General features: G+C 67.8%; 12 protein-coding genes. 7 read left to right on the forward strand and 5 right to left on the reverse strand.

Annotated elements, in window-relative coordinates; all coding sequences use genetic code 11:
- Positions 1 to 118: 118 nt before the first annotated feature.
- The 6 genes from hrcA (at position 119) to NJD74_RS07465 (ending at position 7,374) form a co-directional block, all read left to right on the forward strand.
- A complete protein-coding gene (gene hrcA, locus NJD74_RS07440) occupies positions 119 to 1,186 on the forward strand; it encodes a heat-inducible transcriptional repressor HrcA (protein WP_019183158.1) in 1,068 nt (355 codons plus the stop codon).
- 82 nt (positions 1,187 to 1,268) lie between these two features.
- Complete coding sequence (gene grpE, locus NJD74_RS07445; protein WP_019183157.1) at positions 1,269 to 1,784, forward strand: nucleotide exchange factor GrpE; 516 nt, start codon at positions 1,269 to 1,271, stop codon at positions 1,782 to 1,784.
- 175 nt (positions 1,785 to 1,959) lie between these two features.
- A complete protein-coding gene (dnaK, locus tag NJD74_RS07450) occupies positions 1,960 to 3,888 on the forward strand; it encodes a molecular chaperone DnaK (protein WP_019183156.1) in 1,929 nt (642 codons plus the stop codon).
- Between the two features lie 164 nt (positions 3,889 to 4,052).
- Entirely contained in the window at positions 4,053 to 5,186 is a 1,134-nt protein-coding gene (gene dnaJ, locus NJD74_RS07455; protein ID WP_019183155.1) for a molecular chaperone DnaJ, read from the forward strand.
- Positions 5,187 to 5,356: 170 nt separating this feature from the next.
- Positions 5,357 to 6,265, forward strand: coding sequence for a pyridoxal kinase (gene pdxY, locus NJD74_RS07460; protein ID WP_319623892.1), 909 nt, complete (start codon positions 5,357 to 5,359; stop codon positions 6,263 to 6,265).
- Positions 6,262 to 7,374: a prephenate dehydrogenase gene (locus tag NJD74_RS07465; protein ID WP_319623893.1), complete on the forward strand. Its 1,113-nt coding sequence runs from the start codon at positions 6,262 to 6,264 to the stop codon at positions 7,372 to 7,374. The genes pdxY and NJD74_RS07465 overlap by 4 nt, the downstream gene beginning before the upstream one ends.
- A 147-nt stretch (positions 7,375 to 7,521) precedes the next feature.
- Here NJD74_RS07465 and NJD74_RS07470 read toward each other — a convergent pair whose 3' ends face one another.
- The 5 genes from NJD74_RS07470 to NJD74_RS07490 all read right to left on the reverse strand — a co-directional run bounded on the left by NJD74_RS07470 (position 7,522) and on the right by NJD74_RS07490 (position 11,736).
- Positions 7,522 to 7,716 (reverse strand): hypothetical protein, encoded by a 195-nt coding sequence (locus tag NJD74_RS07470; protein WP_070427170.1) that lies wholly within the window; start codon positions 7,714 to 7,716, stop codon positions 7,522 to 7,524.
- Between the two features lie 67 nt (positions 7,717 to 7,783).
- Entirely contained in the window at positions 7,784 to 9,550 is a 1,767-nt protein-coding gene (locus NJD74_RS07475; protein ID WP_102788338.1) for an ABC transporter transmembrane domain-containing protein, read from the reverse strand.
- Positions 9,543 to 10,151, reverse strand: a complete 609-nt coding sequence (locus tag NJD74_RS07480) for a YigZ family protein (RefSeq protein WP_019183149.1) — start codon at positions 10,149 to 10,151, stop codon at positions 9,543 to 9,545. The genes NJD74_RS07475 and NJD74_RS07480 overlap by 8 nt, the downstream gene beginning before the upstream one ends.
- A 44-nt stretch (positions 10,152 to 10,195) precedes the next feature.
- Positions 10,196 to 11,185 carry a hypothetical protein gene (locus NJD74_RS07485; RefSeq protein WP_102788339.1) on the reverse strand — a complete coding sequence of 330 codons (990 nt, stop codon included), beginning with the start codon at positions 11,183 to 11,185 and terminating at the stop codon, positions 10,196 to 10,198.
- Positions 11,182 to 11,736, reverse strand: coding sequence for an RNA polymerase sigma factor (locus NJD74_RS07490; protein ID WP_102788503.1), 555 nt, complete (start codon positions 11,734 to 11,736; stop codon positions 11,182 to 11,184). Before NJD74_RS07490 ends, NJD74_RS07485 begins: the two co-directional genes overlap by 4 nt.
- A gap of 203 nt (positions 11,737 to 11,939) precedes the next feature.
- On the opposite strand from NJD74_RS07490, the gene NJD74_RS07495 reads away from it, so the two are divergent.
- Positions 11,940 to 14,822 carry an EAL domain-containing protein gene (locus tag NJD74_RS07495; protein ID WP_070471774.1) on the forward strand — a complete coding sequence of 961 codons (2,883 nt, stop codon included), beginning with the start codon at positions 11,940 to 11,942 and terminating at the stop codon, positions 14,820 to 14,822.
- Positions 14,823 to 14,842: the final 20 nt, after the last annotated feature.

Raw genomic sequence — 14,842 nt, forward strand, 5'->3', positions numbered from 1 at the left:
GTTGTACACGAGGGGCGTCTCCAAGCCGCGCAAGCTAGCATGGGCGGGGGGCGTCTCCAATGACTTGCCAACGCCCCGTGCAGCCATTATCTAAGTGGGCGTCTCACAGGCTGATTCCATGCACCCTTCCGCGTCCCATCTCGCCCCGCGTGCCCGCCATCTGCTGCGGACGCTGATCGCGCGCCACATCCAGGATGGCGAGCCGGTCGGCTCGCAGACGCTTGCCCGGCATGCCGGCCTGGATGTCAGCCCGGCCACCATCCGCAACATCCTGGGCGACCTGGAAGACCTCGGCCTGCTCAGCTCGCCGCATACCTCGGCCGGCCGCGTGCCGACCGCGCACGGTTACCGGGTGTTCGTGGACAGCCTGGTCAAGATGCAGCCGCCGGGGGAGGGTGAGCTCAGCCGCCTGCGCACCGAGCTGGCCACCGGCACCGGCACCCAGGCCCTGCTCGGCAGTGCCTCGGAGCTGCTCTCGGCGATGAGCCATTTCGTCGGGGTGGTCAGCGCCCCGCGCCGGGAACAGTTCGCGTTCCGGCACATCGACTTCGTGGCGCTGGACGCGCGTCGGGTGCTGGCGATCCTGGTGTTTGCCGACAACGAAGTGCAGAACCGGGTGATCGAGCCGCGCCGCAGCTTCGATCCGGGCGAGCTGGAGCAGGTCGCCAACTACCTCAACGCCAACTGCGCCGGGCGGCCGCTGGCCGAGATCCGGGCCCGGCTGCTGCTGGAGCTGCGCGATGCGCAGTCGGAGATGGAGCAGCTGCTGGCGCACAGCATCGAGCTGGCCGAGCAGGCCATGGTGCCGCCGGCCGATGACATGGTGCTGGCCGGGCAGACCCGGCTGATGGGTGTGCAGGACCTGTCCGACCTGGAGCGCCTGCGCGAGCTGTTCGACGTGTTCGCCAGCAAGCGCGAGATCCTCCAGCTGCTCGAACGCACCATCCAGGCCCCGGGAGTGCGCATCTTCATTGGCGAGGAGACCGGGGTGATGCCGCTGGAAAGCGTCTCGCTGGTCACCGCCCCGTATTCGGCCGATGGCCAGGTGCTGGGCGTGCTGGGGGTGATCGGCCCCAAGCGGATGGCCTACGACCGGATGATTCCGCTGGTGGAAGCCACCGCCCAGGTGCTGGGCGCTGCGCTGGGCTCGCCCGGTGGCGGCGGATTGTCCCGCGATCGCGCATAAAGCGGCCTTGGACTCTTGAATCCCGTAGCCGCGCCCACATAGGGGTGGGTGGAGGCGGAGAGTCACCGCCAAGGATCCGGAAATGAACCAAGATCAGTCAGATATCGCATCCCAGAATCCCGCCGGCGAGCCGGCCGCGGAGCCGTCCCTGCAGCAGCAGCTGGACAGCCTGCACAACGAGTTGGCGCTGCTGCGCTCGGAGTCGCTGCGCGAGCGCGCCGACCTGGACAACCAGCGCAAGCGCGTGGCCCGCGACGTCGAGCAGGCGCGCCGCTTCGCCAACGAAAAGCTGCTCGGCGAGCTGCTGCCGGTCTTCGACAGCCTCGATGCCGGCCTCAATGCCGCCGGCAGTGACCCGAGCCCGCTGCGCGAAGGTCTCGAACTGACCTACAAGCAGCTGCTCAAGGTCGCCGCCGACAACGGCCTGACCCTGCTCGACCCGACCGGGCAGACCTTCAACCCGGACCACCACCAGGCCATCAGCCAGGTCGACGCGCCCGGCGCGGCGCCGGGCAGCGTGGTCCAGGTGTTCCAGAAGGGCTACCTGCTCAACGACCGCCTGCTGCGTCCGGCGCTGGTCGTGGTGGCCCGCGACTGATCCGCAGGCCGGTGAGCCGGGCGTTGCCCGGCTGCTCGACCGGACGCTGAACGCGTTGGGTCGCCATCGAACACTGTGTTTGATGGACGGCTTGAAAGTGTCCCCAGCGTCCCACACATCCCATTCATAACCCGGCAACTGCCGGATGTACCCAGAACTTTCAGGAGTCTCCCTCATGGGCAAGATCATTGGTATCGACCTCGGCACCACCAACTCGTGTGTGGCGATCATGGACGGCGGCAAGGCCCGCGTCATCGAAAACGCGGAAGGCGATCGCACCACGCCGTCCATCGTCGCCTACACCAAGGACGGCGAAGTCCTGGTCGGCGCCTCGGCCAAGCGCCAGGCCGTGACCAACCCCAAGAACACCTTCTACGCTGTCAAGCGCCTGATCGGCCGCAAGTTCACCGACGCTGAAGTCCAGAAGGACATCGCGCACGTGCCCTACGGCATCCTGGCCCATGACAACGGCGACGCCTGGGTGCAGACCAGCGACGGCAAGAAGATGGCCCCGCAGGAAATCTCCGCCCGCGTGCTGGAGAAGATGAAGAAGACCGCCGAAGCGTTCCTGGGTGAGACCGTCACCGAGGCCGTGATCACCGTGCCGGCCTACTTCAACGACAGCCAGCGCCAGGCCACCAAGGACGCAGGCCGCATCGCCGGTCTGGAAGTCAAGCGCATCATCAACGAGCCGACCGCTGCTGCCTTGGCCTATGGCCTGGACAAGGGTGACGGCCGTGACCGCAAGATCGTTGTGTACGATCTGGGCGGCGGCACCTTCGACGTGTCGATCATCGAGATCGCCAACGTGGACGGTGAGAAGCAGTTCGAAGTGCTGGCCACCAACGGTGACACTTTCCTGGGCGGCGAAGATTTCGACAACCGCGTCATCGAGTACCTCGTCGACGAGTTCAACAAGGACCAGGGCATCGACCTGCGCAAGGATCCGCTTGCCCTGCAGCGGCTGAAGGACGCCGCCGAGCGCGCCAAGATCGAGCTGTCCACCAGCCAGCAGACCGAAGTGAACCTGCCGTACGTCACCGCTGACGCGTCGGGCCCGAAGCACCTGAACATCAAGCTGACCCGCGCCAAGCTGGAAGCGCTGGTGGAAGACCTGATCAAGAAGTCGATCGAGCCGTGCCGCATCGCGCTGAACGATGCCGGCCTGCGTTCGAGCGACATCGGTGAAGTGATCCTGGTCGGCGGTCAGACCCGCATGCCGAAGGTGCAGCAGGCCGTGACCGAGTTCTTCGGCAAGGAACCGCGCAAGGACGTCAACCCGGATGAGGCCGTGGCACTGGGTGCTGCGATCCAGGGCGGCGTGCTGGGCGGCGACGTCAAGGACGTGCTGCTGCTGGACGTGACCCCGCTGTCGCTGGGCATCGAAACCCTGGGTGGCGTGTTCACCAAGATCATCGAGAAGAACACCACCATCCCGACCAAGGCCTCGCAGGTGTTCTCCACCGCCGAGGACAACCAGTCGGCCGTGACCGTGCACGTGCTGCAGGGTGAGCGCGAGCAGGCCCGCTTCAACAAGTCGCTGGCCAAGTTCGACCTCTCCGGCATCGAGCCGTCGCCGCGCGGCCTGCCGCAGGTGGAAGTGTCCTTCGACATCGACGCCAACGGCATCCTGCACGTGTCGGCCAAGGACAAGAAGACCAACAAGGAACAGAAGGTCGAGATCAAGGCCGGTTCGGGCCTGTCCGAGGACGAGATCGCACGCATGGTCGCCGACGCGGAAGCCAACCGCGAAGAAGACAAGAAGTTCCACGAGCTGGTCCAGGCTCGCAACCAGGCTGACGCGCTGATCCACGGTACCCGTACCGCGATCACCGAGCACGGCAGCAAGGTCGGCGGCGATGTGATCGGCAAGGTGGAGTCGGCCCTGGCCGATCTGGAAACCGCGATGAAGAGCGACGACAAGGCCCAGATCGAAGCCAAGTCGAAGGTGCTGGAAGAAGCCGGCCAGGCGCTGTTTGCTGCCTCCGCAGCGGCAGAGCAGGGCGGCGCGGCGCCGGGCCCGGATGCCGGTGCCAACAACGGCGCGCACGACGATGTGGTCGACGCCGAGTTCACTGAAGTCAAGGACGACAAGAAGTCCTGATCCGGACTCGACACGGGACGTTGCGCAGGCAGCGTCCCGTTGTCATATCCCCCTTCTGGTCCTGACAGCCGTTTCCCGGCCTGTCGGGGCGCCCGGCGAAAGAGCGGACCTGGTGCCGCTCTTCCGCTTTGACGAATCCCGACTTCCGGAACCCGATTCAAGTTATGAGCAAGCGCGATTACTACGAAGTGCTGAGCGTGTCCCGCACCGCCAGCGACGAAGAACTGAAGAAGGCCTATCGCCGTTGCGCGATGAAATACCATCCGGACCGCAATCCGGGTGACAGCGAGGCCGAAGCATCCTTCAAGGAATGCAAGGAAGCCTACGAAACCCTGTCCGACAGCAACAAGCGCCGCATGTACGACGCCCACGGCCACGCCGCGTTCGAGCACGGCATGGGCGGCGGTGGCGGCCCGGGTGGCCCGGACATGGGCGATATCTTCGGGGACATCTTCGGCAACATCTTCGGCGGTGGCGCCGGCGGTGGTGGTCCGCGCCAGGCCCGCCGCGGTGCCGACATCGGTTACGTGATGGAGCTGGACCTGGAAGAGGCGGTGATGGGCGTGGAGCGCCGCATCGAGATTCCGAGTCTGGTCGAATGCGATGACTGCAATGCCAGCGGTTCGGAAGATGGCAAGGTCGAGACCTGCTCGGTCTGCCGTGGCCAGGGCCAGGTGCGCATCCAGCGCGGCATCTTCGCGATGCAGCAGGCCTGCCACCACTGCAACGGCCGTGGCCAGATCATCCAGAACCCCTGCAAGACCTGTCACGGCAATGGCCGTGTCGAGGAAGACAAGGTGTTGTCGGTCAAGGTGCCTGCGGGCGTCGATACCGGCGACCGCATCCGTCTGTCCGGTGAAGGCGAGGCCGGTCCGGCTGGCACCCCGGCGGGCGATCTGTACGTGGAAGTGCGGGTGCGCGAGCACGCGATCTTCCAGCGCGACGGCGACGACCTGCACTGCGAAGTGCCGATCCGCATCTCGCAGGCCGCGCTGGGCGATACCGTACGCGTGGCGACCCTCGGCGGCTATGCGGAAATCCGCATTCCGGCCGAAACCCAGACCGGCAAGCTGTTCCGCATGCGTGGCAAGGGCGTGCGTTCGGTGCGCAGCCGCAGCGAAGGCGACCTGTACTGCCGCGTGGTGGTGGAGACCCCGGTCAACCTCACCCCGGAGCAGCGCAAGCTGCTGGAGCAGTTCGAGACCACCTTCACCGGCGAGGAAGCGCGCAAGCATTCGCCCAAGTCGGCGACATTCATCGATGGCGTGAAGGGCTTCTGGGATCGCATGACGTCGTAAGCGTCACAGGTTCCTGTGAACTACCGAAGGCCCCCTGGAAGCAGGGGGCTTTTTTGTGCGCGCAGACCGGGGGTAGAGCCACCCCATGGGTGGCTGCACGCGGTGCCGGGTGGATCGACAGCCACCCATGGGGTGGCTCTACCGGGCGGCACCGGGCGTAAAATGTCGGCATGAACGAATCCCTCGAAAGCCACCTGGTCCACGGCCGCCGCCAGCGCCCGGACGGTCCGTCGCCGGTCGACGTCATCTCGGTCCAGTCGCAGCTGGTCTACGGCTATGCCGGCAACAGCGCTGCCGTGCCGCCGCTGCGCGCGCTGGGCGTGCGCGTGGCCGAAATCCCCACCACGCTGCTCAGCAACGCGCCGTTCTACGAGACCACGCGTGGCCGCGTGCTGCCCTCGGACTGGTTCGCCGACCTGCTCCTGGGTGCGGGCGAGCGCGGCCTGCCGCAACGCGCGCGGATGCTGGTTTCCGGTTACTTCGGCAGCGTCGGCAACGGTGCGGCCTTCGCCGATTGGCTCGATGCGGTGTTGCCGTCCTCGCCACAGCTGCGCTACTGCCTGGACCCGGTCATCGGCGACACCCATACGGGCCCTTACGTAGAGCCGGGCCTGGAAAAAGTGTTCGCCGAGCGTCTGCTTCCGCACGCCTGGCTGGTCACGCCCAATGCCTTCGAACTCGGCCGCCTCACGGGGATGCCGAGCCTGGCCCAGGACGATGCGATCGCCGCCTCGCAGGCCCTGCTCGCACGCGGTCCGGAATGGGTGCTGGCGCACAGCGTCGGCGGTGATCCGGGCCAGCTGGTCACGCTGGCGGTCAGCCGTGATGCCATCTGGCGCTGGTCCTCGCCGCATCTGCCGGTGGACGTGGCCGGGACGGGCGACGTGCTGATGTCGCTGCTGGTCGCCTTCCTGCTGCGTGGCGAAACCTTCGAACAGGCGATCTTGCGCGCCATCGCCGGCGTGCATGTCGCGCTGGAAACCACGCTGGCCAACGGCCACGAAGAGTTCGATGTGCTGGCCGCGGCGCCGGCGGCGCTGGCGCTGCCCGATCGTTTCGTTCCCGAGCGTCTGGCGTGAGTCTGACACCGGTGGTGGGCATCGTCGGCAGCGACGGTGCCTACGGGCGCTGGCTGCGCCGCTTCCTGGAACAACGTCTTGGGCTGGAGGTCATCGGGCATGACCCGGCCGATGCCGCATCGGACAGCCCGGAGACGCTGCTGGACCGCGCGGAGGTGTTGATCTTCTCCGCACCGATCCGGCACACGCCGGCGCTGATCGCCGACTATGCGGCGCGCTCTGCCGGTCGCGAAGCCGGTCGGTTGTGGCTGGATGTCACCTCGGTCAAATCCGCACCGGTGGAGGCGATGCTCGCCTCGCAGGCGGAGGTGGTGGGCCTGCACCCGATGACCGCACCGCCCAAGGCACCCACGCTCAAGGGCCGGGTGATGGTGGTCTGCGAGGCGCGCCTGTCGCAGTGGCAGCCGTTCGTGCAGCAGCTGTGCGACGCGCTGGAAGCCGAGTGCGTGCGCGCCACGCCGGATCACCACGACCAGGTCATGGCGCTGGTGCAGGCAATGGTGCATGCCACCCATCTGGCGCAGGCCGGCGTACTGCGCGAGTACGCGCCGATCCTGGGCGCCTTGCCGGCGTTGATGCCGTACCGTTCGGCCTCGTTCGAACTGGATACCGCGATCATCGCGCGCATCCTGTCGCTCAATCCGGCGATCTACGAAGACATCCAGTTCGGCAATCCGCACGTCGCACAGATGCTGGACCGCTTGCTGGCCCAGTTGCAGCAGCTTCGCGCGCAGCTGGAGCAGGGCGATGACGCGGCAAGGGCAGCGTTCCGACAGCAGCTGTTGCTGGATAATCGTGACAGCCTGGGAACCGGGGTGCTGGCCGATGGCAACTACACCTTCGAGCGGGTCGGGTACCTGCTCGCGGATCTGACCGAGCGCAATGCGATCAGCGTGCATCTGCCGGAAGACCGGCCGGGTTCCCTGCGCGAGCTGCTCCACGTGTTCGAGCGGCACCGGGTCAGCCTGGCGTCGATCCATTCCTCGCGCACGCCCGCCGGTGAGGTGCACTTCCGGGTGGGGTTCGTGGCGGGCAGCGACGCGTTGGCACTGCAGGCGGCCGCCATCGAGATCGATGCGTCCGGGATCGGCCGCGTGCTGGTGCGCTGACACGGTGCAGTGCAACATTCATCCACAGGGGGTGTGGATGATCTGCGCACAAGCGTGTGGATAAGTGCGTTCGCGCCTTGCGCCAAAAGGCTGTCAAGATACTTGGTCAAAAAATGACCAACATCCGTGCAACTTTTTTGCCGGGCGTCAGGTGGTGAGGGTGAGCTCACCACCGGCGGTCCGGAACTGGCGACCGTCGCGGATCAGATGGCGGCCGTCGGCCAACTCATAGCGCGCCCCCTGGCTGTTGCCGGCGGGCGCATCGACCTGCTCGTCCTTGAACTCGATGATGACGTAGTCGTCGCCGTTGGCATCGGTGGCGGGAAACTGTCGGAACGACATGAAACACCTCCTGCAGCGCATCCAGTGAGGGCTGCAGGATGCGACGTCCGGTGTTACCGGCCCGTCATCAATCGATGAACTGCAGGCGCGCCAGTTCGGCGTAGAGACCGCCTTCGGCCAGCAGTTCGGCATGCGTGCCCTGGGCCACGATGCGACCGTGGTCCATCACCACGATGCGGTCGGCCTTGAGCACGGTGGCCAGGCGGTGCGCGATCACCAGCGTGGTGCGCCCGGCCATCAGGCGCTCCAGCGCCTGCTGCACGGCGCGCTCGCTCTGTGCATCCAGCGCGCTGGTGGCTTCGTCGAGCAACAGGATCGGCGCGTTCTTGAGCAGGGCGCGCGCGATCGCGATGCGCTGCTGCTGGCCGCCGGACAGGCGCGCACCGCGCTCGCCAAGCTCGCTGGCATACCCCTCGGGCAGTGCGCGCAGGAACTCATCGGCCTCGGCCGCTTCGGCCGCGCGCTGTACCTCTTCATCGGTCGCATCCAGGCGCCCGTAGCGGATGTTCTCGAACGCGCTGCTGGCAAACAGCGTCGGCTGCTGCGGCACCAGTGCCAGCTGCTCGCGCAGCTGCGCGGGGTCGACCTGGCGCAGGTCCACGCCGTCCACGAGGATGCGGCCGGCAGCCGGATCGTGGAAGCGCAGCAGCATCGACAGGATGGTGCTCTTGCCGGCGCCGGAGGGGCCGACCAGCGCGACCGTTTCACCCGGTCGCACGTGCAGGTCCACATGATCCAGGGCGGCCGTATCCGGGCGCTGCGGGTAATGGAACACCACCTCCTCGAACCGGATCTCGCCGCGCAGTGGCTGCGGCAACCCGGTTGGATTGGCGGGGGCGGTGATCTCGACCTCTTCCTGCAGCAGCTCGGCAATCCGGCCCATGCCACCGGAGGCACGCTGCAGTTCGTTCCAGACTTCGGCCAGTGCGCCGACCGAGCCGCCGCCGATCAGCGCATACAGCACGAACTGGCCCAGGGTGCCGGCACTCATGTTGCCGTCGATCACCTCGTGCGCGCCCAACCACAGCACGCCGACGATCGCGCCGAACACCAGCACGATGGCGCTGGCGGTGACGATCGATTGTGCGCGGATGCGCCGGCGTGCGGCACCGATGGCATCGCTGAGGGCGGCGTTGAAGCGGCCACGTTCATAGGGCTCGCGCGCGTGCGCCTGCACGGTGCGTACCGCACCCAGGGTCTCCGAGGCCAGGCTGTTGGCATCGGCGATGCGGTCCTGGCTGGCGCGCGCGATGCTGCGCAGGCGGCGGGCGCCGATGATGATCGGCAGCACCGCCAGCGGAATGCCGACCAGCGACCAAGCCGCCAGGTGCGGGCTGGTCACGAACAGCATCACCAGGCTGCCGATCACGGTGACGCTGCTGCGCAGGGCCACCGACATGGTCGAGCCGATCACGCTGCGCAGCAGTTCGCTGTCGGCGGTCAGGCGCGAGACCAGCTCGCCGCTGCGGCTGCGGTCATGGAAGCCGGCGCCCAGGGTGATCAGGTGCGCGTACAGGCGGCTGCGCAGATCGGCGACCACCTTTTCCCCCAGCAGGGAGACGAAGAAAAAGCGAGCGGCCGTGGCCAGCGCCAGCACCACCGCGACCAGGAACAGCAGGGCAAAGGCCTTGTTGATCTGGCCCCCACTGTTGAAGCCGTGGTCGATCATCTGGCGGACCGCGACCGGCAGGCTCAGCGTAGCCACCGACGAGACGGCCAGGGCCACCAGCCAGGCGCTGAACAGCCCGACATGCCGGCGCACGAATGGCCACAGCGTGTTCAAGCTGCCCAATCGGCGCATCGGCGTGTCTTGCGGAGCGGGTGCGTCAGTCATTCGATGGGCCTGGTTCGATGCGGGATTCAATACGGACACGATCACGAGTGGCGTCGCGGAGGCGGTTTTTCAACAGCTCGACCTGATCGGCCGGCAAGCGCAGGTGCAGGTTCACGCCGTCGGCGGTGAAGGCTTCGCCCACTTTTTCGGCCAGATGCGCGCCCAGCGCGGCATGCAGCGGGCCCAGATCTTCGAAGCCGGCGTGCACATCCAGTTCGGCCATGGCGATCAGAGGCAGCCGTGGCGCGACCCGCAGGCACTCGGCGGCGGTACCGCCGTAGGCGCGCACCAGGCCGCCCGCGCCGAGCTTGATGCCGCCGTACCAGCGTGTGACCACGACCATCACCCGGTCGAAGCCCTGGCCATCGATCGCCGCCAGGATCGGGCGGCCGGCCGTGCCGGCGGGCTCGCCGTCGTCGCTGGAGCGGTAGTCGTTGCCGTAGCGATAGGCCCAGCAGTTGTGGGTGGCATCCACGACGGCAACCTGCTGCAGGAATTCCAGCGCGGCGGCCACGTGTGGAATCGGCGCGGCATGGGCGATGAAGCGGCTGTGCTTGATGTCCAGGCTGTGGCTGACGGTGGTGGCGAGCGTATCGGGCATTCCCACCATTCTAGTGGGGATGCCCGTTCACCGTGCGCGCAGCGTCAGTTCTCGAGCAGCTGGCGCAGATCGCGCGGGATGCGCACTTCCGGGTATTGCTGGAGGTAGCGTTCCAGACTGGCACGCGCGGTATCCACGTCACCGGCATCGCGACGCTCGCGGATGCGCTTGAGCCACTGTTTGCGCGGCAGGCCGGCGTCGGCCGCGACGGCCTGATGCAGGGCGCGCACGGCGTCGTCTGCCGAGGCGGGTACCGCCATCGGCGCGGCCGCACGACGCATCACGCCAGGCGCGCTGGGCGCGCTGGGCGCGGGCTTGGCCGGTGCGGCGCTCGTGGAGGCGGCGCGCGGCGCTTGGCGCTCGAGGGTGGAGCCGGTCACCACGACACGGTCCAGCGCCGGTTCTGCCGCCTCCATCGCATAGGAGGTGGCCGCTTCGGGCGCCGGGGCCGACATCATCGGTGCCGGCGCCTGCACCGGGGCCGGGGCGGGCGGTACAGGCGCGGCGATGGCTTCCGGGCGCGGCGCTGCGACGCGCCGTGCGCGTTCGGGTGCCGGCGGCGCGGCGGCTGGAGCAGGTGTGGGGTGTGCCTTGGCCTGTGCCTGGGGCTTGGCCGCGCGCTGCTGCTGCACCACCGGCGGTGCCGCGTCAGGCGGTGGCGGAGACGGCGCGGCATCCATCGCCGGTGCAGCGTCGGTGACTGCGGCGCTCGAGGCCGGGGCAGCGACCGGCTCGGCCAGAGGGGGCGCGGGCGGGTCGTCGGGCTTGAGCTGCCACGCGATGCCCACCGCGAAGATCACCGAGGCGGCCAGCCCGAACGCCGCCGGAAGCCGCGAGCGCGGGCGCCGCGAACGGCGGGGCGCATCGGGCGGGAGCTTCCAGGTGGCCGCATCGGCCGCCGGTGCTTCCACGGCGGTGCGCGCGGCCGCCAGCACGGCCTCGTCGATCGCCGGCGCGGGCCCGGTGGCACTGGGCCGGCCCAGCAGCCGGGCCAGTTCGCGTTCTTCAGGGGTCAGCGGATCCGGGCGGTTCATACGGTCAACCCCACACGGAGTTTATCCATGGCATAGCGCAGCCGCGATTTGACGGTCTCGCGGCCGACCCCGGTGATCTCGGCAATCTCTTCCAGGCTCAGTTCCTGTTCCAGGCGCAACTGCAGGACCTCGCGCTGCTCGGGCGGCAACTGCTCCATCGCCAGCTGCAGTTGGCGGCGCTGTTCGAATTCGGACAGCTGGGATTCGGGGGTGCGCGCATCGGTGATCGCCGCGACCCGCTCATCGGCGTCGATCGGGGCCGACGGCCGGTGCCTGGCCGCACGCCAGTGGTCATTGAGGCGGTTGTGGGCGATCCGGAATAGCCAGGTGGTAAAGGCGGCCTCGGGCTGCCAGCCGGCCCGCGCGGCGATCACCCGCTGCCAGACATCCTGGAACATCTCATCGGCCAACGCGCCATCGCGCAGCTGGCGCAGCAGGAAGCTGTACAGACGGCTGCGATGACGGCCATACAGCGCCTCGAACGCACGCAGGTCGCCGCCGGCCCAGGCCAGCATCAGCGCTTCATCAGTCGGCAGGGCAAGGGCGTCCACGGCCGACAGAGTAAGCGCTGCGGGGGTGTTCGCATAGTCGATGGGGCGCCGGGCGGCGGAACGGGTTGGCATGGCGATGACCTGGGGCACAGGATCAAGAACGTCCAGCAACGCCGGACGGGGTTGAGACGCTTCCATTGCCCCCCGGTCCGCGCGTTATGCTCGCAGGACAGGGGAGGTGCCGGGCAGCCGGCGCCCGAGAGATGAGCGACGTGTCCAGCCAGATGGTGACCTCTTCAGTGCAACGCGACGGTGATGCGGTGATTCCTGCCGCGGTCGCCACGGCGTTGTGCGCCCAGTTGCCGGCGGGCGCAGCGGTCGCCCTGGCCTGGTCGGACCCGGTGCTGGGCGAGGGCCGCCACGGCCACCCGGAAGGCGGCGCCGCAGGGCCCGGTCCCACCGCTCCGCGGCAGCAGGCGGCATCGGCGCGGCTGGCCCTGCAGCAATGCTGGCACCATGGCGGCTCGGAACTGACCCTGGACGTGTCACTGGCCGGCGATACGCCGCCACCGGACAGCTGGTGGACGGCCGCGCGCTGCCTGTTCCAGAGCACCGTGCTGCTGGCCCGGCAGCGGCGCGAGATCGCCTCGCTGGAAGACTCCAAGCGCCTGCAGCAGGCACTGTATGAAATCGCCGATCTGGCCGGTGCCGATCTGGAAATGGCCGAGATGCTGCGCCACTTCCACCGCGTGCTCAATTCCCTGATGTATGCGCAGAACTGCTTCATCGTTGAGTACGACGACGTTCGCCACCGGGTCCGCTTCCTGTACTTCGCCGATCAGAAAGATGATTTCGTCGCCGACCCGGACCGCAGCTACGAAGAACACGAAATGCCGCGCAGCCTAACCTTCGCGCTATTGCGGCATGGCGAGCCATTGAGTGGGCCCTCGCGCGAGCTGCTGGCCATCCTCGATGACGAACACGACCCCGAGCGTGGGCCCGAGAGCCTGGACTGGCTGGGCGTGCCGATGCTGCGCGACGGGCGCGTATGCGGTGCGATCGTGGTGCAGAGCTACGAGCATCGCGCGCGCTATGGCGAGGCCGACCGCACGCTGCTGGGCTATGTCGCCCAGCACATCCTGACCGCGATGGACCGGCGCCAGGCGCAGGTACAGCTGGAGCGGCAGGTGGAGCGCCGCACGGTCGAGCTGCAGCGCGCCAACCGCAACCTGCAGGAGGAGGTGGTCGAACGCCGCCGCGCTGAGAAACTGCAGATGGCGCTGTTCAACATCGCCGAGCTGGCGATGAGCGCCGAGTCGCTGTCGCAGTACTACGGCCAGGTGCATGGCGTCGTCGGCACGCTGCTGGATGCGCGCAATTTCTATATCGCCCTGGTCAACGAAAAAGGTGACGGGCTGGAGTTCGTCTACTCGGTGGACGAGTACAACCCGTCGCGAGCACCGCGGCCCTTCAGTGATGGCTTGACCGAATTCATCGTGCGCAACCGCCAGCCGCTGCTGGCCACCCGCGAGCGCATCGATGCGCTGCGCGAGAGTGGGGTGGTGCGCGAGTTCGGCGCGCGTTCGAACTGCTGGCTGGGCGTGCCGTTGCTGAGCGATGACGATGTGGTCGGCGTGATCGTGGTGCAGAGTTATTCGCCGGAGGTGGTGTTCACCGTGCACGATCAGCGGCTGCTGACCTTCGTGGCGCAGAACATCGGCAACGGGCTGGCGCGCCAGCGCGACCAGGAGCGGTTGCGCAATGCGCATGCTGATCTGGAAAGGCGCGTGGACGAGCGCACCCGCGAGCTGGCCGACGTCAACGACAAGCTGCTGGGCCAGATCGGCGAGCGCCTGCGCGCTGAGCAGCGCCTCACCCATCAGGCCATGCATGATGCGCTGACCGGACTGCCCAATCGCCTGCATCTGCTGGACCGGCTGGAAGATGCGATCGCACGTGCGCGCGCCAGCGAGGGACAGGGCTTTGCGGTGCTGTTCCTGGATCTGGACCGCTTCAAGCTGGTCAATGACAGCATCGGCCATGCCGCGGGTGATCAGATGCTGGTCGAGGTGGCCAAGCGCATCGTCTCGATGATCTCCGCACAGGATGTGGTCGCCCGGCTGGGCGGGGATGAGTTCGCGATCCTGCTCCAGTGCGGCGATGGCCTGGCCTCGGCGCTGGAGTTCTCACAGCGCATGCTGGTGGCGCTGGAAGAATCGATGTGGGTGAAGGGGCGCGAACTGTTCCCCTCCGGCAGCCTCGGCATCGCCATGTGGAACCCCCGCTACCGCAACGGCGAAGAGCTGGTGCGCGATGCGGATGCGGCGATGTACCGCGCCAAGGCGCAGGGCAATGATCGCTGTGCGGTGTTCGATGAGGCGATGCGCGAGCAGGCCCTGCGCAGCTTGGACCTGGAGGCGGACCTGCGCCGGGCCATCATCAACCGCGATTTCATGCCGTTCTATCAGCCGATCGTGCGGCTCAGCGATGGTGAGCTGGTCGGCCACGAAGCGCTGTTGCGCTGGCAGCACGAGCGCCGCGGGTTGCTGCTGCCCAGCGCCTTCCTGGACCTGGGGGAAGAAAGTGGCCTGATCGAACAGGTGGACTGGCTGCTGTACGAGCAGGTGATCACCCAGCTTGCGCGTGGCGGCCGTGGGTATCTGTCCGTCAATGTGTCCCCGCGGCACTTCCGCTCGGCCGATTTCAGCACGCGCCTGTTCGGCCTGATCGAAGCGGCCGGCGCCGATCCGCACCGGCTGCGGCTGGAGATCACCGAGGTGGCGCTGCTGGATGACGGCCCGCGCACGCTGCGCATCCTGCAGACCCTGCGCGAGCGCGGCGTGCTGGTGCAGCTGGATGATTTCGGCACCGGCTTCTCGGCGCTGTCCTACCTGCATCGCTTCCCGATCTCGACGCTGAAGATCGATCAATCGTTCATCGCCGGCCTGCACGGGCAGGACATGCAGAGCACGCACGCGCTGGTGCAGGGCGTGCTGTCGCTGGCACGCACGCTGGGCATCGAAACGGTGGGCGAGGGGATCGAGACCCAGGCCCAGCACGACACGTTGCTGCAGCTGGGCTGCGATTACGGCCAGGGCTATCTGCTGGGCCGGCCGGCCCCGATGGCGACCACCGCGACGGCCTGAACCGTCGCGGCAGCACGGGG

Source organism: Stenotrophomonas sp. RG-453 (assembly GCF_033843685.1).
Lineage (GTDB): Bacteria > Pseudomonadota > Gammaproteobacteria > Xanthomonadales > Xanthomonadaceae > Stenotrophomonas > Stenotrophomonas bentonitica_A.